This is a genomic window from Mesorhizobium onobrychidis, from assembly GCF_024707545.1.
Classification (GTDB): Bacteria; Pseudomonadota; Alphaproteobacteria; order Rhizobiales; family Rhizobiaceae; genus Mesorhizobium; species Mesorhizobium onobrychidis.
In genome coordinates, this window is record NZ_CP062229.1 from 715647 (window position 1) to 737182 (window position 21536).

Annotated in this window: 24 protein-coding genes; 13 read left to right on the forward strand and 11 right to left on the reverse strand. The window is 64.0% G+C overall.

Features of this window, described 5'->3' with window-relative positions:
• Window positions 1-6 precede the first annotated feature (6 nt).
• Window positions 7-834 (forward strand): saccharopine dehydrogenase NADP-binding domain-containing protein, encoded by an 828-nt coding sequence (locus IHQ72_RS03435; RefSeq protein ID WP_258121180.1) that lies wholly within the window; start codon window positions 7-9, stop codon window positions 832-834.
• Window positions 815-1486: a DUF4166 domain-containing protein gene (locus tag IHQ72_RS03440; protein ID WP_258121181.1), complete on the forward strand. Its 672-nt coding sequence runs from the start codon at window positions 815-817 to the stop codon at window positions 1484-1486. The genes IHQ72_RS03435 and IHQ72_RS03440 overlap by 20 nt, the downstream gene beginning before the upstream one ends.
• Here IHQ72_RS03440 and IHQ72_RS03445 read toward each other — a convergent pair.
• The 3 genes from IHQ72_RS03445 to IHQ72_RS03455 form a co-directional block, all read right to left on the reverse strand.
• Window positions 1405-1782, reverse strand: coding sequence for a DUF1850 domain-containing protein (locus IHQ72_RS03445; RefSeq protein ID WP_258121182.1), 378 nt, complete (start codon window positions 1780-1782; stop codon window positions 1405-1407). The genes IHQ72_RS03440 and IHQ72_RS03445 overlap by 82 nt on opposite strands.
• On the reverse strand, window positions 1779-3869 hold the full coding sequence (locus IHQ72_RS03450; RefSeq protein WP_258121183.1) for a TRAP transporter permease: 2091 nt from the start codon (window positions 3867-3869) through the stop codon (window positions 1779-1781). The genes IHQ72_RS03445 and IHQ72_RS03450 overlap by 4 nt, the downstream gene beginning before the upstream one ends.
• A 158-nt stretch (window positions 3870-4027) precedes the next feature.
• On the reverse strand, window positions 4028-4987 hold the full coding sequence (locus IHQ72_RS03455) for a TAXI family TRAP transporter solute-binding subunit (RefSeq protein ID WP_258121184.1): 960 nt from the start codon (window positions 4985-4987) through the stop codon (window positions 4028-4030).
• Between the two features lie 236 nt (window positions 4988-5223).
• Here IHQ72_RS03455 and IHQ72_RS03460 point away from each other — a divergent pair, with 236 nt between their 5' ends.
• Window positions 5224-5577: a YciI family protein gene (locus tag IHQ72_RS03460; RefSeq protein ID WP_258121185.1), complete on the forward strand. Its 354-nt coding sequence runs from the start codon at window positions 5224-5226 to the stop codon at window positions 5575-5577.
• On the forward strand, window positions 5577-6833 hold the full coding sequence (locus IHQ72_RS03465; RefSeq protein WP_258121186.1) for an RNA polymerase sigma factor: 1257 nt from the start codon (window positions 5577-5579) through the stop codon (window positions 6831-6833). The genes IHQ72_RS03460 and IHQ72_RS03465 overlap by 1 nt, the downstream gene beginning before the upstream one ends.
• A gap of 22 nt (window positions 6834-6855) precedes the next feature.
• On the opposite strand, the gene IHQ72_RS03470 is transcribed toward IHQ72_RS03465, so the two are convergent.
• The 5 genes from IHQ72_RS03470 to hrcA form a co-directional block, all read right to left on the reverse strand.
• Entirely contained in the window at window positions 6856-7479 is a 624-nt protein-coding gene (locus IHQ72_RS03470) for a glutathione S-transferase family protein (RefSeq protein WP_258121187.1), read from the reverse strand.
• A 318-nt stretch (window positions 7480-7797) separates the two neighbouring features.
• Complete coding sequence (gene cysK, locus IHQ72_RS03475; protein WP_258121188.1) at window positions 7798-8778, reverse strand: cysteine synthase A; 981 nt, start codon at window positions 8776-8778, stop codon at window positions 7798-7800.
• A gap of 186 nt (window positions 8779-8964) precedes the next feature.
• Window positions 8965-9582 carry a LysE family translocator gene (locus IHQ72_RS03480; protein ID WP_258121189.1) on the reverse strand — a complete coding sequence of 206 codons (618 nt, stop codon included), beginning with the start codon at window positions 9580-9582 and terminating at the stop codon, window positions 8965-8967.
• A gap of 206 nt (window positions 9583-9788) precedes the next feature.
• On the reverse strand, window positions 9789-9986 hold the full coding sequence (locus tag IHQ72_RS03485) for a hypothetical protein (protein WP_029347942.1): 198 nt from the start codon (window positions 9984-9986) through the stop codon (window positions 9789-9791).
• 136 nt (window positions 9987-10122) lie between these two features.
• Window positions 10123-11238 (reverse strand): heat-inducible transcriptional repressor HrcA, encoded by a 1116-nt coding sequence (gene hrcA, locus IHQ72_RS03490; protein ID WP_095495919.1) that lies wholly within the window; start codon window positions 11236-11238, stop codon window positions 10123-10125.
• Window positions 11239-11372: 134 nt separating this feature from the next.
• Between hrcA and rph the strand changes: the two genes are divergently transcribed.
• The 5 genes from rph to IHQ72_RS03515 all read left to right on the forward strand — a co-directional run bounded on the left by rph (window position 11373) and on the right by IHQ72_RS03515 (window position 14882).
• The gene (gene rph / locus IHQ72_RS03495; RefSeq protein WP_095495920.1) at window positions 11373-12089 is read left to right on the forward strand and encodes a ribonuclease PH; all 717 of its coding nucleotides are present in this window, start codon (window positions 11373-11375) and stop codon (window positions 12087-12089) included.
• Window positions 12090-12286: 197 nt separating this feature from the next.
• Entirely contained in the window at window positions 12287-12697 is a 411-nt protein-coding gene (locus tag IHQ72_RS03500; protein ID WP_258121190.1) for a VOC family protein, read from the forward strand.
• Window positions 12697-13359: an RdgB/HAM1 family non-canonical purine NTP pyrophosphatase gene (rdgB, locus tag IHQ72_RS03505; protein ID WP_258121191.1), complete on the forward strand. Its 663-nt coding sequence runs from the start codon at window positions 12697-12699 to the stop codon at window positions 13357-13359. The genes IHQ72_RS03500 and rdgB overlap by 1 nt, the downstream gene beginning before the upstream one ends.
• Window positions 13356-14519 (forward strand): radical SAM family heme chaperone HemW, encoded by a 1164-nt coding sequence (hemW, locus tag IHQ72_RS03510; RefSeq protein ID WP_258121192.1) that lies wholly within the window; start codon window positions 13356-13358, stop codon window positions 14517-14519. The genes rdgB and hemW overlap by 4 nt, the downstream gene beginning before the upstream one ends.
• 186 nt (window positions 14520-14705) lie before the next feature.
• Window positions 14706-14882, forward strand: coding sequence for a hypothetical protein (locus IHQ72_RS03515; protein ID WP_258121193.1), 177 nt, complete (start codon window positions 14706-14708; stop codon window positions 14880-14882).
• 73 nt (window positions 14883-14955) lie between these two features.
• On the opposite strand, the gene IHQ72_RS03520 is transcribed toward IHQ72_RS03515, so the two are convergent.
• Window positions 14956-15150, reverse strand: a complete 195-nt coding sequence (locus IHQ72_RS03520; RefSeq protein ID WP_258121194.1) for a hypothetical protein — start codon at window positions 15148-15150, stop codon at window positions 14956-14958.
• Window positions 15151-15318: 168 nt separating this feature from the next.
• On the opposite strand from IHQ72_RS03520, the gene rsmI reads away from it, so the two are divergent.
• The 3 genes from rsmI (at window position 15319) to IHQ72_RS03535 (ending at window position 18903) form a co-directional block, all read left to right on the forward strand.
• A complete protein-coding gene (rsmI, locus tag IHQ72_RS03525) occupies window positions 15319-16248 on the forward strand; it encodes a 16S rRNA (cytidine(1402)-2'-O)-methyltransferase (RefSeq protein ID WP_258121195.1) in 930 nt (309 codons plus the stop codon).
• Window positions 16241-16618, forward strand: a complete 378-nt coding sequence (locus IHQ72_RS03530; RefSeq protein ID WP_258121196.1) for a YraN family protein — start codon at window positions 16241-16243, stop codon at window positions 16616-16618. Before rsmI ends, IHQ72_RS03530 begins: the two co-directional genes overlap by 8 nt.
• Window positions 16619-16869: 251 nt before the next feature.
• Complete coding sequence (locus IHQ72_RS03535; RefSeq protein ID WP_258121197.1) at window positions 16870-18903, forward strand: winged helix-turn-helix domain-containing protein; 2034 nt, start codon at window positions 16870-16872, stop codon at window positions 18901-18903.
• A 17-nt stretch (window positions 18904-18920) separates the two neighbouring features.
• Here the strand turns inward: IHQ72_RS03535 and IHQ72_RS03540 are convergent, their stop codons facing one another.
• Together IHQ72_RS03540 and IHQ72_RS03545 are read right to left on the reverse strand one after the other, a co-directional pair.
• Complete coding sequence (locus tag IHQ72_RS03540; RefSeq protein ID WP_258121198.1) at window positions 18921-19247, reverse strand: hypothetical protein; 327 nt, start codon at window positions 19245-19247, stop codon at window positions 18921-18923.
• Between the two features lie 144 nt (window positions 19248-19391).
• Window positions 19392-20276: a LysR family transcriptional regulator gene (locus IHQ72_RS03545; protein WP_258121199.1), complete on the reverse strand. Its 885-nt coding sequence runs from the start codon at window positions 20274-20276 to the stop codon at window positions 19392-19394.
• A gap of 177 nt (window positions 20277-20453) precedes the next feature.
• Here IHQ72_RS03545 and IHQ72_RS03550 point away from each other — a divergent pair, with 177 nt between their 5' ends.
• Window positions 20454-21512 (forward strand): class I SAM-dependent methyltransferase, encoded by a 1059-nt coding sequence (locus tag IHQ72_RS03550; protein WP_258121200.1) that lies wholly within the window; start codon window positions 20454-20456, stop codon window positions 21510-21512.
• Window positions 21513-21536: the final 24 nt, after the last annotated feature.

Below are 21536 nucleotides of genomic sequence, written 5' to 3' on the forward strand. Positions count from 1 at the left end.
GCCGCGATGAAGATCCTCATCGTCGGCGGCTATGGCAGCTTTGGCGGCCGGATCGTCGAATTGCTTGAAAACGAGCCGCGCCTGACGCTGATCGTCGCCGGGCGCTCGCTGGCCAGGGCCCATGCCTACTGCAAGAGCCGCGATCGTGCCGTCGCCCGGATCGTTCCGGCGCTGTTCGACCGCGACGGCGACCTCCCCGCCCTACTCGCCTGGCTGCGGCCCGATATACTGATCGATGCCAGCGGCCCGTTCCAAGCCTATGGCGAGGGCCGGTACCGCCTCATCGAGGCCTGCATCGACCAGCGGGTGAATTATCTCGATCTTGCCGACGGCTCGGATTTCGTCGCCGGCGTGTTTGCGTTCGACGGGGCGGCGCGAGCGGCTGGTCTTTTCGTGCTGTCCGGGGTCTCCAGTTTTCCGGTGCTGACGGCGGCGGCGGTGCGTCGCCTGTCTGCGGACATGGCGCGGGTCGACAGCATCCGCGGCGGCATCGCGCCGTCGCCCTTTGCCGGTGTCGGCGAAAACGTGATCCGCGCCATATCCGGCTATGCCGGCCAGCCGGTCAAGCTCGTGCGGAACGGTCGTTCAGCGCTAGGCCACCCGTTCACCGAACAGACGCGCTACACGATCGCGCCGCCGGGCCGCCTGCCACTGAGCAATACGCTGTTCTCGCTGGTCGACGTCCCCGACCTGCGCGCGCTGTCAGAGCTTTGGCCGGAAGCGAAAACCATCTGGATGGGAGCCGGGCCGGTCCCCGAAGTGCTTCACCGCGCCTTGATCGGGCTTGCCTGGCTGGTGCGCGCGCGAACAGTCCGTGCACGATTTGGAGCTTGAGGATTATGAAGCGCTGTTTGCCAGCAAGACGATCTACACAGGTTTCAGAAACGAACCCGTTGATTTGGACACGCCGCTTTATGCCGTCTTGCTCGGCGACGCCTGGCTAAGCCTGCCGGACGAGATCCGCGCCATGCATGATGGCACGACGACAGCGGAAGGACGGGCGCGGGTCGAGCGCGGAGGTAATATGCTTGGCCGGCTAACGGCTTGGCTGGTCGGGTTTCCGAAGCCGTGCGCCGATATCCCTGTCCGTGTCCGGTTTGAACCCGGCAAGGATGGCGAGACCTGGACCCGGACATTCGGCACGCACAGTTTTTCAAGCCGACAGTGCGCTGGCCGGGACCGGTCGCAGCAGCTGCTGTGCGAACGCTTCGGCCCGTTGACCTTCGCGATGGCGCTGGTCGCCGAAGATGGACGGCTGACGCTCGCCCTGCGTCACTGGAGCATTTGGGGTCTGCCGCTGCCGCTGTGGCTGTGCCCGCGCTCGACATCCTATGAAACCGTGGAAGACGGCCGGTTTCGCTTCCACGTCGAGATTTCACATCGCTTCACTGGAATCATCGTCCGTTATCGCGGCTGGCTCGAACCTTCGCAGGGCTCCAGCACGGTCGCATCGCCTGCCGCCTTGGCGAGTTCGCGGCAGCCCTGAACCGTGCACAGCGTCCAGCCTTCACCCGTCGCGCCAGAGGCCGCGAGCACAAGGCGCCGCTGCGGCGCCATCTTGGGTTTATAGATCCACCAGCCGTCCCGCAGCACCGAGCCTTCCGGCGGTTCCATGCCGGCGCCCGAGCCCTTGATCCGTGCTGCGACGATCTGCAAGCCGGAAGGCATCACCTTCCAGTCTTCCTGCCAATGCGTCTTTTCCACCGAATGCGTCCAGGCGAGCGTGAAGGCGGCGACAGTGAGCATCACCGTCTTGCCGGCGGCGAGGATACAGAGACTCATGCTGTACCCGACGCCTGCCGCGCGCGCCAGCAGTGCCAGCCGATCCAGATGAAAGAGAGCGCCCAGCCGGCTTCGTCGGTGAGCGGCAGTGCCGCAACCAGCAGCACGCCGGCGGCGAAGGCGACCAAGCGTTCCCACCAGGCCATGCGTCGGGCGAGGAACCCGACGGCGGCAGCGCCCCACATGGCAATGCCCATGCAGGCCTTGGTGACGACATAGGCGACCTCGACCGGATAGCCGAACTGGGCGGCGATCGGTCCGGGGTCCTGCAACATCAGCGCCGGGGTGTAGACCGCCATGAACGGCACGACGAAGCCGGCGACGGCAAGCTTGGTGGCCTGGATGCCGATCTTGAGGCCGCTCTCCTTGGCCATCGGCGCGGCAGCGAAGGCGGCCAGCGCCACCGGCGGGGTGAGGTCGGCCATGATGCCGAAATAGAAGACGAACATATGGCTGACCACCAGCGGCACGCCGAGCGACAGCAGTGCCGGCCCGGCCAGCGATGAGGTGATGATGTAGTTGGGGATCGTCGGGATGCCCATGCCGAGCACCAGGCAGGTCAGCATGGTCAGTACCAGCGACAGGAACAGATTGTTCTCGCCGATGGAGATGATCCAGCCGATGAAGGTCGAGGCGATGCCGGTGAGCGTCAAAGTGCCGATGACGATGCCGACGATGGCGCAGGCGATGCCGACCGGCAGCGCGTTCTTTGCGCCCTCGGCAAGAGAGTCTATGCATATCTGCAGCGTCTCGCGTCCGCCCCTGAAGGTGACGCAGGCGATGACGAGCCCAGCGATCACAAAACTGAGGATATCGACGCCGAACCTCATGAAAGAGGCGGCGGCAAGCCCCAGCGCCAGCCAGAAGACGACGCGAAAGGCAAGCGGCCCGATCAGCGCCGCCAGCGGCGTGCCGAGAATGAGCACGATGGTCAGCGCCAGGCCCATGGTGCCGGCGAAGATCGGCGTATAGCCGGCAAACAGCAGATAGATGAGCGCGGCCAGCGGCAGCACCAGCGGCCAATGTCTTCTCACTGCGTCCCTCGGATTGGGCAGGTCCGCCTTGGCCATGCCCTGCAGGCCGGCCTTGCCGGCTTCCAGGTAGACCTGCCAGAAGCAGGCGCCGAAATAGAGCAGCGCCGGGATGATCGCCGCCTTGACCACCTCGGCATAGGGAATGTTCAGCGTCTCGGCCATGATGAAGGCGACCGCGCCCATCACCGGCGGCATGATCTGGCCGCCCATCGAGGAGGTCGCCTCGACGGCGCCGGCGAAGGCCGAACGAAAGCCGAAGCGCTTCATCAGCGGGATGGTGAACTGGCCGGAGGCAACCACATTGGCGACGCCGGAGCCGGAAATGGTGCCCATCAGGGCCGAGGACAGAACGCAGACCTGGGCCGGGCCGCCGCGCCACGTGCCGACCAGGCCAAGGGCGAAATCGTTGAACAGCGCGATCATGCCGGCGCGTTCGAGAAAGGCGGCGAAAACGACGAAGATGAAGATATAGGCGGCAGAGACGTAGACCGGCGTGCCGTATATGCCTTCGGTGCCAAAGGCGAAGGTGTCGATAAGCTGAGCGAAATCATAGCCGCGATGGATGAAGGGCGGCGGCAGATGATTGCCGGCGAATGCGTAGGCGAAGAAGATCAAGGCGATCAGAGCAAGCGGCAGCCCCATCAGCCGCCGCGCTGCCTCGAAAACCAGCACGATCAGCACCGCGCCGACGATCAGGTCCGGCGCGGTGAGGAAGCCGGAGCGCCGGATGAGATCGGCATAGAACACCCAATTGTAGAGGCCGGTGGCGAAGCCGAGCAAGCCGAGCGTCCAGAACGCTGCTTTGGCCGGTGTGCTTGTGGCGCGCAGATTGGCGATCAGGCCAAAGCCGAGCAGCAACAAGAAGCCGACATGCATGGCGCGCACCACCTGGCTCGGCAAGCTGCCATAGGCGGCAATGTAGATCTGGAAGACGGAGAAGGCGATGGCGATGAGAAAGGCGGCCTTGCCGGCGATGCCTTCGCCGAAACCCGGCGGCAGGCCTTCAACGGGCGCTTCGGCGGTGGGGGAAAGAACGGTCGGGGTTTCGGTCATTGGCGGGTTCCTGGCGGGCGCCCCTCCCCCTCGAGGGGAGGGTGCCGAGCGAAGGGAGGCGGGTGGGATCGGTTCAGGCCGCGCACTGCCGCAGCGACCCCACCCGTCCATCCGCCTTCGGCGGCTGTCCACCCTCCCCTCGAGGGGGAGGGAGCACCCTACTTCACCAACCCCTTTTCCTTGTAATACCGCTCGGCGCCGGGATGCAGCGGCACCGGCATGCCGTCGAGCGCCTTGGCGATGTCGATCGCCTTGGCGGCGGCGTGGGCGGCGGCGAGCTGGTCGAGATTTTCGAACAGCAGCTTGGTCATCTGATAGGCGGTCTCGTCGGAGACGTCGGCGTGGGTGATGAGGAAATTGCCGACGGCGGCAGTCGCGACATCCTCGGTCTGGCCCTCATAGGTGCCCTTGGGAATGGCCACCGAAAGATAGGGCGAGCCGATCTTGGCGACGTCCTCCGCCGGTACTGCAACGACGTTGATCGGCACCGACGTGGCGAGATCGCGGATCGAGGCAACGCCGAGGCCGGCCGATTGCAGCGTGGCGTCGAGCTGGCGGTTCTTGATCAGCTCGACCGATTCGGCAAAGGGCAGATACTCGACCCGTCCGAGATCCTCGTATTTCAGCCCGGCAGCGGCGAAGATGGCGCGGGCATTGAGCTCGGTGCCGGAGGCCGGCGCGCCGACCGACAGGCTCTTGCCCTTGAGGTCGGCGAGCGTCTTGATGCCGGACTCCTTGCTGGCGACAATCTGGATGTAGTTGTGATAGATCGCGGCGATGCCGCGCAGCTTGTCGAGCTTGCCCGGATAGCCGGCTTCGGTGTTGCCCTCGGCGGCCAGTTTGACGGCATCGCCGAGCGCGAAGGCGATCTCGCCCTTGCCCTGCTGCAGCAGGTTGAGGTTCTCGACCGAAGCTTTCGTCGCCTGCACCTGGGTGCGGGCGCCTTCGATACCCTTGCCGTAGATTTCCGACAGCGCGACGCCGAGCGGATAATAGACGCCCGAGGTGCCGCCGGTCAGCACGTTGATGAATTCCTGCGCCGTGGCCGACACCGCGCCAAGGCCCAGCGACAGCGACAGCGCGCCGGCGGCAATAAACTTCGTCCTGAAATTGCGCATATTTCCTCCCTAAAATATTTGCCACCGCACGACCCGCGGCGAGTTTAGACAGCGGGCAGGAAATGCCAACCCGCAATTGCGCCGATTAGACCAACGGTTGATGCCGCCGGACATGCAGGCTTGCGCAAGACGGTGGCCGGGCCGAAAGATTTTTGCAGCGCCTGTCGAAATCGCGCGAGGCCGCGCGACATACGTTCGGCTCGCAACGATGCGGCCTTCGAAAATGGGAGAAGACCATGCGATACATGCTTTTGATCTACGTGAACGAAGCCGCGATGGCGGCCGCGCCGACGGACAAGACCTACGAGATCAGCGCAGCCTATGGCGCCTATACCGAGGCGTTGAAGAAGTCCGGCGCCTGGTTGGCCGGCGACCGGCTGAAGCCGACCCAGGCCGCGACCTCGGTGCGGATGGCCAACGGCAAAACGAACGTGCTCGACGGCCCCTATGCCGACACCAAGGAGCAACTTGCCGGCTTCTACATGATCGAGGCGGAGGACGCCGACGCCGCGATTGCCTGGGCGGCGCGATGCCCCGCCGCCAGCACCGGCACGGTCGAGGTGCGGCCGATCTGGGAACTGACCATGTGATGTCGGAACAGCCCGACCCCGCGCGGGCCGCGGCGGAAGCGGCCGCCCGCCAAAGCTACGGCAAGCTGGTCGCCTATCTGGCCGCACGCATGCGTGACGTGGCCGGCGCCGAGGACGCGCTGGCCGACGCCTTTGCAGCGGCGCTGGAGCGCTGGCCGCAAACCGGCGTGCCGCAGAAGCCGGAAGCCTGGCTGCTGACGGTGGCGCGCAGACGCCGCGTCGACGCCGTCAGACGGCAGCTGGCCAGCGAGGCAGGCCGCGACCATCTCAGGCTGATCGCAGAGGAGATCGAGGCCCGCATGGCCGACGAAGACCTGCCCGACGAGCGGCTGCGGCTGATGTTTGCCTGCGCCCATCCGGCGATCGAAGCCGGCGTACGCGCGCCGCTGATCCTGCAAACCATTCTGGGCTTCGACGCAGCGACGATCGCCTCGGCCTTCCTGGTGTCGCCGGCTACGATGGGGCAGCGCCTGGTTCGCGCCAAAAGCCGCATCCGCGAGACCGGCATTCCGTTCCGCGTGCCGGAGCGGGCAGAGCTCGGCGAGCGGCTGGATGCGGTGCTGGAAGCGATCTACGCCGCGTTCGCCGAAGGCTGGTCCGACCCGGCCGGCACCGAAACCCGGCGCCGCAATCTCGCGACCGAAGGCATCTGGCTCGGCCGGCTGGTCGCGTCGCTGATGCCGGACGAGCCGGAAGCGCTCGGCCTGCTGGCGCTGATGCTGTTTGCCGAGGCGCGGCGTGCGGCGCGGCGCAACGCCGGCGGAGACTATGTGCCATTGGCCGCGCAGGAGCTTGCGCTGTGGGACGGCGCCTTGATCGACGAAGCTGAGATCCTGCTGAGGCGCGCCGCGACCAAGGGCGTCGTCGGCCGCTACCAGCTCGAGGCAGCCGTGCAATCCGCCCATACCACGCGGCGGCTGACCGGCCGGACCGACTGGGTCGCGATCAAACATCTTTACGACGCGCTGTCGGTGATTGCCGGCTCGCCGGTGGTGTCGATCAACCGCGCCGTGGCCATTGCCGAGGCCGACGGCGCCGCGGCGGGATTGAATGCACTTGATGAGCTTGGTGGAGACAAGCGGCTTGCCGACTACCAGCCCTATTGGGCCGCACGTGCCGGTCTTCTGGCCAGGCTCGGCAAAATCCTGGAAGCGACTGAGGCCTATGACCGGGCGATCGGCCTCGAACGCGACCCGGCCGTGCGCCGGTTCCTGCAGGAACGGCGGGCGGGGCTCGGCCGCACAGCGAAGGACTGAGCTGTGGTTGCGCGCGATCGGTTCAGGCTGGCCACATGGCGTGGGAGGCGTTCAGCGTCCGCATCACCTGATGCCCCCGCAATTTGGCCCACAGGCGCTCGATGTTCGGCCAGGTGCTGGCGACCTTTTCAATCTCGGGATGCCAGGCCACCAGCATGACGAGATAGATGTCGGCCAGCGAGAGCCGGCCGCCGACCAGCCAGTCGCGGCTTTCGAGGGCGGCATCGAGAATGGCGAAGCCGCGATCCATTTCTGAGATCGCCGCCTGCTTGACGGCTTCCACGCCGCCGGGATCGACCGTGTAGCGATGAGCATAGAAGAACCGCAGATCAGCCTGATAGACGGCCGACGACATGAAGGTCATCCAGCGCAGGAAGTCGGCGCGGTCAGGCGAGTTCGCTGCCGGCGCCAGAGCTGCTTCCGGGTGGCGCTCGGCAAGCAGGATGCAGATCGCCGCCGATTCGGTCATCGAGCTTCCGTCCGGCAAGATCAGGACCGGCACCTGGTTCAAGGGGCTGATGTCGAGAAAGGCCTGGTCGGATCGGCCCTTCGGAACATCGATCTGGTCGAAAGGCACACCCGCCAAAGCGAGCGCCGCCTCGACGACGAAACCGCCGGTGTTTGCACGCGTATAAAGCTTGTACACCAAATCCTCCGCCAGCCAGACGACGATCTGAACCGGAAGCGCTGCCCTACTCAAGCGAGAGACGGCCGCCACAGGTGTTTTTTCAGCGGTCCAGACCGAAGGTCGATGCAGAAGCTTTTTATGCTGGAGGGACAGCGCCCCCCTCTGTCCTACCGGACATCTCCCCCACTTGGGGGGAGATCGGCCCTCATTCCGGCTTTCGCCAATCACCAACGTTGCAGGAATGAGCGGCGCGCTGAAGCTGCCGATCTCCCCCCAAGTGGGGGAGATGCCCGACAGGGCAGAGGGGGCGCGAAGAATCGCTACCGTGTCGAGAACCTAAGCCCCCAGCCCTTCGAACAGGATCGTCGACAGGTAGCGCTCGGCGAAGGACGGGATGACGACGACGAGGTTCTTTCCCTTGTTCTCCGGGCGTGAGCCGACGACGATCGCCGCCTGCAGGGCAGCGCCCGACGAGATGCCGACCGGCACGCCTTCGAGGCGGGCAACGAGCCGCGCATTGGCGACCGAATCCTCGTTGGAGACCTTGACGATCTCGTCATAGATCGTCGTGTCGAGGATCTTCGGCGCGAAGCCGGCACCGATTCCCTGGATCTTGTGCGGACCGGGCTGGCCGCCCGACAGCACTGGCGAGGCTTCCGGCTCGACGGCGACGACGTGCACAGAGGGCTTGCGCTGCTTCAGCACCTGGCCGACGCCGGTGATGGTGCCGCCGGTGCCGATGCCGGCGACGAAGATGTCGACCTCGCCTTGAGTGTCGTTCCAGATTTCCTCGGCCGTGGTGCGGCGGTGGATTTCCGGATTGGCCGGATTTTCGAACTGCTGCGGAATAACGGCGTCGGGCAGCGTCGCGGCCAGCTCGTCGGCCTTGGCGATGGCGCCCTTCATGCCTTTCGGCCCTTCGGTCAGCACCAGTTCGGCGCCGAGCAGCGCCAGCATCTTGCGGCGTTCGACCGACATGGTTTCCGGCATGGTCAGGATCAGCTTGTAGCCCTTGGCGGCGGCGGCGAAGGCGAGCGCGATGCCGGTGTTGCCCGAGGTCGGCTCGATCAGCGTGGTCCTGCCGGGTGCAATCCTGCCCGATGCCTCCAGCGCCTCGATCATCGAGACGCCGATACGATCCTTGACCGAGCCGATCGGATTGAAGAATTCGAGCTTGGCCAGCAGATTGGCAACGACGCCTTTTTCATTGGCGAACTTGTCGAGCCGCACCAGCGGCGTGTCGCCGATCGTCTCGGTGATCGAATTGTAGATGCGGCCGCGGCCCGGCGTATGCGCGGTGGTGGCGGGCTTGTTCATTGGTTTCGCTCCCAAGAGTTAGGCGGGCAAGAGTCAGACGGGCAAGAGTCAGGCAACTAAGTCTCGACCAGGCAGGATAAAGCCTTCGGCCGCGCAAGATAGTCTGCCGTTTGAAAATATCCGAGTGGGTCGCATGCTGAAAACACACTCGCCCCGGAAAAGCATTCCAGCCGAGGCCAAAGTGGCCTATTGCCGGGCGGCGATCGCAGCGGCCGCTCCGACCATGAAACCGGCGGCGGTGCGGTTCAGCGCCCTCAGCGCGCGCGGCGACTTCAGGAACCCGCGCGCTTTGGCCGCCAGCGCCAGATAGGGCACCAGCACCATCAGGAGCACGACGAGCGTGAGCGCCACGAGGATGCCGTAGTCGGCGAGCGTAACGGTCTTCAGATCGACGATGGTCGGCGTGATGGCGAGATAGAAGATCATCGTCTTCGGATTGCCGAGCGTGACGGCGAGGCCGGCAATAAAGCTGGACACCAGCCCGCCCCTGCCCTTCTTCGCCTCCACCGTTTCGGACGTGATGCCGCTCGTCCAGAAGCGCCAGCCAAGGAAGGCGAGATAGGCGACGCCCAGCCATTTGATCGCCAGGAAGGCCATGCCGAAGGTCTGCGCGACGAGAGCGAGGCCGAGCACCACGGCGGTGAGATAGGTGAGATCGCCGAGCATCAGCCCGAAAGACATGGCGAGCGCCGAGCGAAAGCCGGACCCGAGCGCTCGCGCAATAAGCGCGGTGAGCCCCGGGCCAGGGATGGCAGCGGCGATGCCGAGGGCCGCGCTATAAGCGAGGAATCCGGTGAGGGTCATGGTTTCGGCCTTAGCGCATGACCCCGAAATCGGAATCGACCTTTTAAGACTGAGCTTTGTCGCACAAAGGCTGGCAGGCGTGTACTCCCTGAGGGTCGGATTCGATTGCACCAGCGCCGCCGGCCAGGCGAACCCACCGATCAAGTTCCGCTTTGAGTGGTCCAGCACACGGAGAGTTGAAGCAATCGACCGTTTGTCTTTCGGGCTCAGTTTCCGGCCGCGTAAAAATCATCATCGAGGCGCTTTTCGAGCGCGACGAGATCGGCCGGCAGCGGCAGGCCCATGGCGCGCATTTCCCTCAGCTTTTCGCGCAGCTGCTCCTGCACTTCATGCTGATCCTCAGGCTGGTTGATCATCTGCTCGAGCAACAGGCTGATCTGAGCCTTGAATGATTCCAGCGCCATTTTTTTCTCCTTGAGGTCCACCCAAAGCGCGTCACGTTTGAAGGGTTCCTGCGACGCGCTTTGCTTTCTTGTTTTTATGCATGTCGTTATCCCAAAACCGCTGCTCACCCGAGGGCAAGCTTTTGGGCGACATACATTATCGCAGCATGCGGGAAATAAGCTGCGCGGTATAGTCGACCATCGGCACGATGCGTGCATAGTTCAGCCGGGTCGGGCCGATGACGCCGAGCGCGCCGATGACGCGGGCGTCCTTGTCGCGATAGGGCGCCACGACCAGCGACGAGCCGGACAGCGAAAACAGCTTGTTTTCCGAGCCGATGAAGATGCGCACACCGGACCCTTCCTCGGCAAGGTCGAGAAGCTGGATCAGCCCGTCCTGCGTCTCCAGATCCTCGAACAAATGCCGCAACAGCTCGATGTCGGCCTGCGCGGTGACATTTTCCAGCAGGTTGGCGCGGCCGCGCACGATGAGACGCGCCGGCAGGCCGCTCTCGGCGCCTGCCCAGACCGCAAGGCCCTTCTCGACCAGATCCTGCGACAGCGTGTCGAGGGCGGCCTTGGTCTCTTCCTTGATGCGGGCGATTTCGATCCGCGCCTCGGCCAGCGTGCGGCCACGGATATGGGCATTGAGGAAGTTCGAAGCTTCATGCAATTGCGAGACGGTGATGCCGGCGGGCAGGTCGACGACGCGATTTTCGACGTCGCCGTTCTGCGACACCAGCACGGCCAGCGCCTTGTTCGGCTCGAGCTGGATGAACTCGATGTGCTTTAGCGGCACCTCGTTCTTGGCGGCAAGCACGAGGCCGGCGCCGCGCGACATGCCGGACAGCATCTGGCTGGCTTCGGTGAGCAGATGTTCCAGCGTCGCGCCCGAGCCGGAGGCGCGTACCTGCGCCTCGATGGTGCGGCGCTCCTCGTCGGAGAGGTCGCCAAGCTCCATAAAAGCATCGACGAAGAAGCGCAGGCCGGCCTGGGTCGGCAATCGGCCGGCCGAGATATGCGGCGCATAAATCAGGCCGAGATGCTCGAGATCGCTCATCACGTTGCGGATGGTGGCGGGCGACAGCGACGACGGCAGGATACGCGACAGGCTGCGTGAGCCGACCGGCTCGCCGTCCTTCAGATAAGAATCGACAATGCGCCGAAAGATGTCGCGCGAGCGCATGTCGAGCGACTGGAGTGCGGGCGATTGAAGCGCGGGCGACTGGAGCACTGCCGCCGACTGGGAACCGGGATCGACTGCCTTGGTCATTCGAGCCAAACACCTCCGGCCCAAAGATATAGACTTCGGCCACACCCGCGCAACCGGCCATTTTCCTTTGCGCCCTGCGCCCCATGCGGCTACAAGCCGGCCACGATTCCGAAAAAGATAGGAAAAAAGCCTGAATGCGCCCTTCTAAACGCCAATTCGACGAAATGCGCGCCATCTCCTTCGAGCGCGGCGTCTCCAAGCACGCGGAAGGTTCGTGCCTGGTGAAGTTCGGCGACACCCATGTGCTGTGCACGGCCAGCCTCGAGGAAAAAGTGCCGGGCTGGATGCGCAATTCTGGAAAGGGCTGGGTGACGGCGGAATACGGCATGCTGCCGCGCTCGACCGGCGAGCGCATGCGTCGCGAAGCTTCGGCCGGCAAGCAAGGCGGCCGCACACTCGAAATCCAGCGGCTGATCGGCCGTTCGCTGCGCGCCGTGGTCGACCTGCAGGCGCTCGGGGAGCAGCAGATCACCGTCGACTGCGACGTGATCCAGGCCGATGGCGGCACGCGCACCGCGTCGATCACCGGCGGCTGGGTGGCACTCCATGACTGCCTGCGCTGGATGGAAGCCCGGCAGATGGCCAGCGTCGCCAAGGTGCTGAAGGACCATGTCGCGGCTATCTCCTGCGGCATCCATGACGGCCAGCCGGTCATCGACCTCGACTATCTCGAAGACTCCTCGGCCGGCACCGACGCCAACTTCGTCATGACCGGCAAGGGCGGCATCGTCGAGATCCAAGGCACGGCCGAGGGCGAGCCTTTCTCGGAAGAGCAGTTCACGGCGCTGATGGAATTGGCCAAGAAGGGCATCCAGCGACTGGTCAGCCTGCAGCAGATGGCTGTAGCGTAGCTTTTGGCTGAATCGATGAGGCTGGCGATCCTTCACACCCCCCTCTGGCCTACCGGCCATCTCCCCCGCAAGGGGGGAGATCGGCTGTATCAATCGCCTTCGACCAATTTCAAGGCAGCAGAAAGCGCGGTGACGCTGACGCTGCCAATCTCCCCCCTTGCGGGGGAGATGGCCGGCAGGCCAGAGGGGGGTGCCTGATGCAACCCTCCGCTATCCTTGAGTCAGCGCTATACGTCACAGACCTCGCTGCTGCGGAAACCTTCTACACCGATGTGCTCGGGCTCGATCTGCTGGGCAAGGTCGACGGTAGGCATCTTTTCTTCCGTTGCGGGGACGGCGTGCTGCTCATCTTCAACGCCGAGGCGACCAAGGTGCCGCCGGCGCCCGATGCCAGGCTGAAAGTGCCGCCGCACGGCACCGTCGGCGACGGCCATCTCTGCTTTGCGGCAAGCGCGGACGAGATCGTGCGCTGGAGCGCGCATCTGGAAGCGAAGAAGATTGCCATCGAAAGCGAGTTCGAATGGCCGCAAGGCGGCCGTTCGATCTATATTCGCGACCCTTCCGGCAATTCGATCGAATTCGCCGAGCCAAGAATCTGGGGCCTCTGATGCATTCGCTTGATGGGCACAGAATTGTCGTTGCCAGCCATAATGCCGGCAAATTGCGCGAATTCGCCGATCTGATGGCGCCATTCGGCATAGAAGCGAAGTCGGCCAAGGAATACGGCCTGCCGGAGCCGGACGAGACCGGCACCACCTTCGAGGAGAACGCCTATATCAAGGCTTTTGCCGCCGCCAAGGCGACAGGCCTGCCGGCATTGTCGGACGATTCCGGCCTGTGTGTCGATGCGCTGGGCGGAGCGCCCGGCGTCTATACCGCCAATTGGGCCGAGGCGCCGGACGGGTCCCGCGATTTCGGCATGGCGATGCAGCGAGCGGAAGTGGCGTTGCAGGAAGTCGGCGCGGTCGCGCCTGCGCAGCGCAAGGGCCGCTTCGTCGCCGTCATCTGCCTGGCCTTTCCCGACGGCGCGGCCGAATATTTCCGCGGCGAGGTCGAGGGCACGCTGATATGGCCGCCGCGCGGCGAACTCGGCTTCGGCTACGATCCGGTGTTCGTGCCGGACGGTTTCGAAAAGACCTTCGGCGAGATGACTGCAGAGGAAAAACATGGCTGGAAGCCCGGCCAGCCGACGGCGTTGTCGCACCGCGCCCGCGCCTTCCAGAAATTCGCGCAAGCCAGACTGGATTTGGCACGATCGGCCGTGAAATGACCATGCTGCTCGACCGCAGCCCCGGCTTCGGCGTTTACGTCCACTGGCCGTTCTGCGCGGCCAAGTGCCCCTATTGCGACTTCAACAGCCATGTCCGCCACCAGCCGGTCGACCAGGAGCGTTTTGCGCGCGCCTTCGAGACCGAGCTTGCGACAATGCGCAACCGCACCGGACCGCGCGAGGTGACCAGCATTTTTCTCGGCGGCGGCACGCCATCGCTGATGAAGCCGGAAACCGTGGCGACGGTGCTGGACGCGGTGGCGAAGAACTGGACGGTGCCCGCCGGCATCGAGGTGACGCTGGAAGCCAACCCCTCCTCGGTCGAGGCCGAGCGCTTTCGCGGCTACCGGGCGGCGGGCGTTAACCGCGTGTCGCTCGGCGTGCAGGCGCTGAACGACAAGGATCTGCGCTTCCTCGGCCGTTTGCACAATGTCGATGAAGCACTGCATGCGATCGGCCTGGCGCGCGAGATCTTTCCGCGGCTGTCCTTCGACCTGATCTATGCACGGCCCGGCCAGACGCCGGAAGCGTGGCAGGCGGAGCTGGAACAGGCGATCGGGCATGCCGCCGACCATCTGTCGCTCTACCAGCTGACCATCGAGGAAGGCACGCCGTTCCACGCGCTGCATGCGGCAAAGAAGTTCGTCATTCCCGACAACGACCATGCCGCCGATCTCTATGCGCTGACGCAGGAGATCACCGCCGCACACGGGCTGCCGGCGTACGAGATTTCCAACCACGCCAGATCAGGTGCAGAAAGCCGGCACAATCTCACCTATTGGCGCTATGGCGAATATGTCGGCGTCGGTCCCGGCGCGCATGGCCGCTTCGTCGAAAACGGCCGCCGCGTGGTGACGATCGCCGAAAGAATGCCGGAAACCTGGGTCAATCTGGTCGAGGCCAAGGGCCACGGCGTCACCGGCGGCGAGATCCTGACGCGCTCTGAGGAGGCCGACGAGTTCCTGCTGATGGGGCTGAGGCTGGCCGAGGGCATCGATCTCTCGCGCTACGAGGCGTTTTCCGGCCGCGGCCTGTCGACGGCGCGGCTGTCGGTACTGCAGGGCGAGGGGCTGGTGGCGCCGATCGGCAATGCCCGCCTGCGCGCCACGCCGGCCGGCATGATCGTGCTCGATGCGGTGGTGGCGGATTTGGCGCGGTAGAGCACCATGCCTTGGTCATTCAGGGCGGCAGGAGCGAACCTTCGCCGCCGGAGGGACAGCGCCCCCCTCTGTCCTGCCGGACATCTCCCCCAAAGGGGAGATTGATCTCACGCCGGCTTTCGCCAATCGCCAACGTTTGAGGAATGAGCGGAGCGCGGAAGCTGCTAATCTCCCCCCAAAGGGGAGATGTCCGGCAGGACAGAGGGGGCGCGAAGGATCGCATCCGTCTGTGTCGAGGAATTAAGCGTCATGATTGTGGCGGCGCTTGGCGTGGTCTTTCTCGGCGTCCGCCTCACCGGAGCGAGCCGGCTTGGCGTCGCCCTTGTCGCGGCGGGCGCGGTTTTGATCGCTTATGGGATGTGAGGGCGCTCCATTGCGGGAGCTTTTCGTTTCAAGGCGGGTGATGAAAATGTCGAAGCGATTGGGCATCGTCTGGTCAGTGCTCCATCGTGCTACCGGTGCCGGTCGAAGGCTTGATTTCCAGGTCGGTTGCCTTTGAAGGACGACGCTTTCGCGGCTTTTTGGCCAAGCCGGCGGTTTTGGCAGGCTGACCATTGTCCTTTCGCGCGGCAAAGCCCTTGCGCCCTGCATAGTAGGGTTCGAAAACGTCCTGTATCTTAAGACTGTCCATCCTGCTCCTCCCGAGATCAGGGGTAAATCCGCCGGGCATGGTTTCGTTCCGTACTGTGGCGAAGGCATGGCGAGCGCTTCAATTCGGCACGGGTTTTGCAACCGAGCGTGAGCCGTGCCAAACAGGGCCGAATGCATTCAAAGTGTCAGAGCCTGACGGGGGACACCGGTGACCGGCGAGTTGGCAAGACGCAGCTATGTGATCGGCCAGACCGAAATACCAGCCCGGCCGCTCGCGCCGGCGCTCTACCTGGTGGCGACGCCGATCGGCAATCTCGCCGATATCACATTACGCGCGCTTGAAACGCTCGCCGCCGCCGATATCGTTGCCTGCGAGGACACGCGTGTCAGCCGCGTGCTGCTCGACCGCTACGGCATCCGCCGCCGCACCACTGCCTATCACGAGCACAATGCCGCCGAGGCCGGCCCAAAACTGATCGCAGCCTTGCTGGCCGGGCAGAGCGTGGCGCTGATCTCGGACGCCGGCACGCCGCTGATCTCCGATCCCGGCTACCGATTGGTCGGCGAGGCGCTTGACCAGGGCATTCGCGTCGTGCCGATCCCCGGCCCGTCGGCGCCGCTTGCGGCGCTGACGGCGTCAGGCCTGCCCTCCGACGCCTTTCTGTTTGCCGGCTTCCTGCCGGTGAAGACTGGACAGCGGCTGGCGCGGCTGGAAGCGCTGAAAGCGGTGCCGGCGACGCTGATATTCTTCGAATCGCCGCGACGGCTGGCCGAGACGCTCAGTGCCATGGTCGAGGCGCTGGGGGGCGCCCGCAAGGCCGCGATCGGCCGCGAGCTGACCAAGACCTTCGAGGAAATGCGGACCGGCACCTTGCAGTCGCTCGCCGATCATTACGCGGCCGCCGACACGCCGAAGGGCGAGATCGTCATCTGCGTCGGCCCGTCGGAAGCAACGGCCGACGAACCAGCCGACATCGACCGGCTTCTGCTTTCGCTTGCCGCCGAGATGCCGGCCTCCAAGGCGGCGGCGGAAGCCGCCAAGATGACCGGCGGACAGAAGCAGGCGCTTTACCGGCGGCTGCTCGAACTCAAGGATACTGGGAAAGAGGGCGACACCGGGAAAGACGGCGATGGCTGAACGCCCGGTCGCCAGCCGCCAGCGGGCCTATCGGCGCGGCCACCGCAGCGAGTGGCTGGCGGCTGCGGCATTGATGGTGAAGGGCTACCGGATCCTGGCGCGCCGCCACCGCACGCGGTTCGGCGAGATCGACCTGATCGCGCGGCGCGGCGACCTGGTGCTGATCGTCGAGGTGAAGGCGCGCCGCACACTGATGGAAGCGATGGAGGCTATCGCTTACGAATCGGAGCGCCGCATCGAAAGCGCCGCCGATCTCTGGCTGTCGCGCCAATCCGACTATGAAAGATTGTCGGTGCGCTTCGACATGGTCGCGGTGCTGCCGTGGCGCTGGCCGGTGCATGTCGAGAATGTTTTTTACGGGCGGAACTAAGCTCAGGCCTCATTGATCGGGCCAGAATATAACGGTAGCCGCAACGCCGAGAAGAAACGTGCGGGCGCTACCGCTTGTCGGTGCGCCATTTCCGGACTTTTGCGATCGCAGCGCGAAGGTTTCGTCCCGGGAGACAATGCCGACTTTCAAACTCCAGTTGACTTTCGGCGGCAGGCGCCGATTCTCAAGTTCAAGGCGGCCTGCCAAGCAACATGCCGCCCGAACGATCAGCACGATGATCGAGTGCAGCTTTGAACCTAATCAGTCAGCCGAGCCTTGTTCTAAACGGTGTCGAGTTCGACTTCGACGCCGGTCTCCTGCACGGCGAGCATGGTGAAGATGTCCCGCTGAGGCCTCAATCGCTCGCGGTTCTGAAGCATCTGGTCGCCAACGCCAACCGTGTTGTGACCAAGGAGGAGCTCCTGGACACCGTCTGGCCCGGCATCGCGGTGACGGAAAACAGCCTTTCCCAGTGCATCAGCGAAATCAGGAAAGCCATCGGCGACGAGAAGCAGAGCCTGCTAAAGACAGTCGCGCGACGGGGATATCGCTTTGTCCCCGAAACCGAAGCGCCCGGCATACCTCACGATCGCTACCCGCAGATTTACGGCACTGGCTCTCCTGACCCGCGCGAGATTAAGGGCAGGCGCGGCCTGATGTTTGTAACCGCTGTACTGGCAACCGTTGCCGCAGTCGCGGTGTTCATCTGGAGCCCCACATTTGACACGGAAGTGCCGACCTCCCTCTCGATCGCGGTTCTGCCGTTCGCAAACCTCAGCGAAGCCGAGGAGCAGGCCTATCTTGCCAACGGTTTCGCGGACGATCTGACGACAGAACTGGCGCGCGTTCCCGGCCTGTTCGTCGTCTCGCGCAATGCCGCGCGTGCATATCGCAACAGCGGTCTGCCGCCGGCGAAGATCGCGAAAGAGCTCGGCGTCCGCTACCTGCTGGAGGGCTCCGTTCGACGTCTCGGCGATGAAGTGCGCATCAATGCGCACTTGGTCGATGCCACGACGGTTGGCCAGATCTGGGCCGAGCGGTTCGAAGGTCCATTCACCGATGTGTTCAAGCTCCAGGATCAGGTGACCGGTCAGATTGTCGCCGCGCTGCAGCTAAAGCTCGTCCCGGGAAAAGCAAACCTGGCCGTGTCCGGCGATACTGACGATCCGGAAGCTTACCAGGCTTTTCGGCGCGCTATCGAGGCGCGACGAACGGATACACCATCAGGCACGGTGGAAGCATCTGGCTACCTACGCCAGGCCTTGGCGCTGGATGCCGATTTCGGCGCGGCGGCCGCGGAATTGGCGTGGCTCCACTGGGATGCCGACGAGGTAAGGAGACAAGCTCTCGGACTCAGTTGGACCGAAATTGACGACGAGCTCTACGGCAGTCTGGCCATCGCTGCCGGAAATCCGTCTCCCGGTTACTATCAGCTGAATTCCGAGCTTCTGGTCCGGGAGCATAGGTCCGACGAGGCGGTGGCTGCCCTGCAAAAGGCGATAGCGCTCGACCCAAGCGATTCCTGGACCTACGAAGGGCTGAGCCAGGCCCTCAACTTCAACGGCAGGCCGGCCGAGGGGCGAACCTTTCTCGATGCGGCCTTACGCGTCGATCCCGGATGGACGGAGTGGCGACACTACCAGGCTGGCTTGGCGGCGTTCGGTCAAGGCCGCTACGAGGAGGCGGTCGCGCAGCTTGAGCAGGTCGATGTCCGCTCGCCCAATCCGTGGACGAAGTTCTACGGCCTGCATGTTCTTGTCGCGGCGCTTGCGCATCTCGATCGCCTGCCGGAAGCGGCCTCTGCCCTGGAGCAGCTCCGAAGCGTGCTGTCGGAAAGGCAGGAGGGGCAGCCGAACCTGCTAATCGCGCAGCAGTTCTTCGTCTACAAGCAACCGGAGGACATCGCTCGCCTGCTCGACGGCTTGAGGAAGGCGGGGGTTTCCGAGCTTCCCACCGGAATGGAACCGGGATCCGCTGAACGGATGAACGGCATCGACATCGGCAATCTCATATTCGGACACGAGTTGACGGGACGCCAGATTCTGCCCAATGTCTCAGCCTACCATGCTGTGATTGCGGCAGACGGCAGCGTGACCAGAACAGTTGGTGCGGAGGTCGTGACCGGTCGGATGTGGGTGCAGGGCGACAGCCTGTGCAGCGCCTATCCGCGTAAGCTGACGGGCTGTGCCGCTGTGTTCCGCAACCTGAGAGGCACATCTGGAGCCACAAACGAATACATCCTTCTGTCTCGCTTCAAGCGTTACGAATTCTCGGTGACGAAGTAGCAGCGACTTCGCTGCGCTTACAGCGGCCATGAGAGATTGAGGTCCATTTCGCTCATGCCTTCGGTACCGTACGGGCCACACTGCTTCAATGCGTTCGCGAAATCCTTGGCCAAGGCCTTGAACGTCTCGGTCTGTGGCGCAACGTCGACGATTTCGATGACACTGACGTGACCCTCGCTCGTGAAGCTGACGTGGACATCTGCGCTGAAGCTGATTCCGCGCATCGCCGTCTGCGTAGGCCAGCAGCTTGCTGCCCGCTCGAGAATGTGGCGGTTCAGACTATCACCAGCGGACGCGGTGGTCGCCGCGCCGATCACGAGAATTCCCAAGACGCGGTTGATCATCTTTTATCTCCTCAGTTCGACGCCCGAAGCGTGTGGGGACGGCGTGTGAGAGAGAACGCGAGGGGTCGTTCGAAGTCATGAAATCAGCATGAAAAAGTTCTGAAGAGTGATGAACGCAGTCGATTTTGGCTACGACCGGAGCACCTATTGGACCGTTTGCCAGTCGTGCTCCTTCACCGCCTTGGCAAAAGCCGAGACAACAGGTGAAGGCAAGCGGTCGGCCACTGAAACGAGCGACACCTCGCGTATGATTTCAGGGTCGACGACGGGCCTGTGACAGACACCGGGATGGCTGGCCGAGTACTCCGCGATGAAGCAGACGCCCATGCCCGCAGCGATCATCGCCAGAATCCAATCCTCGCGCTCGCTGCGAAAGGCGCTGCGGATATCGAAGCCGATATTCCGGCAGAGCCCGTCTATGTGATCGCCATATTCGCAATTGATGCGCTCAAGATAGGCTTCGCCGCGAACGTCGGTAAGATGAAGCGTATTGCGCATCTCGAAAGGATGGCCGGTCGAGAAGGCGAGTCCGAAGCGCTCCCGGTAAACAGGATCCGCCTTCAGACCATGGTCGAATGGTTCAGGCCTGGCCAGCAGGGCGACGTCAAGCTTGCCCTCGGTCAGAAGGTCGGTGAGATGGCTTGCTGGGCCCTCGATCACTGTCACTTCTATGCCTGGATAGCGCTCTCGAAAAGCATTGAGGAAACCGATGAAGCGCAGCGGGCCTATGGTGCACATCACACCGAGCGTCAGCGACGCGGTTTCCAGAGAGAGGAAACTCCTGGCCGTCCTCTTCGCAGTCTCCGAACGCTGGAATACTTCGTCCAGATGGGTCCGCATCAGACAGCCAAAATCGGTGAGCCGGACGCGGGTTTTCTCGCGGTGGAAAAGATAACCGCCAAGTTCCGCCTCCAGCTTCTGTATGGCCCGCGTCAGCGCAGGCTGGCCGACGTGAACGAGATCCGCCGCGCGATGAAAGTTGAGAGTCTCGCTGGCCGCCAGAAAATAGCGGATTTCGTGCATCTCCATGAAACGCCCCTCGCCGATGTCTCGTCTGCATCGTCGCGATGATAATTCGGCATTATCCGCCGCCCTCACGCTCAAGTAAACTTCACCAGCCTGTATGGCCGCTGCCGGAGCCGATCTGAAACCAGGATCGGGGTCACCGAACGCGGTTGGAGAGATCGAGCCCAAAGGGAGATTCCGATGTCTGAAGCGAGTCAGGAAAAGTTGGACGCATTCTTGGGGAAGATGGTCGGCGATCTCGGTGCGATCGCTACGGGCGCGGGGGTCTTGCTGGGAGACAGACTCGGCCTGTTCAAGGCATTGCGCGAAGGCGGCAAGATGACGGCCGCCGAACTTTCGACACGCACCGGCACCCAGGAACGCCTTGTAAGGGAATGGCTTTCCGGGCAGGCGGCTGCGGGCTACGTCGACTACGATGAAGCCAACGACGAGTTCTATCTCAATGCCGAGCAGGAGCTGGTGTTCGCCGATGAAGATAGCCCGGCCTTCATGGCTGGCGCATTCGAGGTTCTATCCGCGCTGTGGCTCGATGAAGAAAAGGTGAGGCAGGCATTCCAGTCCGGCAAGGGCGTTGCATGGCACGATCATAGCGCATGTCTGTTTCGCGGCACGGAACGGTTCTTCCGTCCAGGCTATAATGCCAATCTGATCGGCTCCTGGCTGCCGGCTCTGGAGGGCGTCGTCGAGAAGCTCGAACGCGGCGCGAAGGTCGCGGATGTCGGATGCGGTCATGGCGCATCGACCGTGCTCATGGCACGTGCTTTCCCCAATTCGCGCTTCGTCGGCTTCGACTATCACGCCCCTTCCATCGAGCGCGCCCGCAAGGCCGCCGAGGAAGCCGGCGTCGGCGCCAACGCGCGCTTCGAGGTCGCGGCCGCCAAGACCTATCCCGGCACCTATGACCTCGTCGCTTTCTTCGATTGCCTTCACGACATGGGCGACCCAGCCGGCGCCGCCACCCATGTCCACAGGTCGCTCAAGCCGGATGGCACGTGGATGATCGTCGAGCCGTTCGCGCATGATCATCTAGCGGCGAACCTCAATCCCGTCGGACGCGTCTACTATGCCGCTTCCACGTTCGTGTGCACGCCCGCGTCGCTGTCGCAGGAAGTCGGGCTCGGGCTTGGCGCCCAGGCCGGCGAGGCGAGGCTACGCAAGGTGGTGACCGGCGGCGGCTTCAAGCGATTCCGTCGCGCCGCGGAGACGCCGTTCAACATGGTGCTGGAGGCCCGCCCCTAGCGCGGCCGTCGCTAATGCATGTCG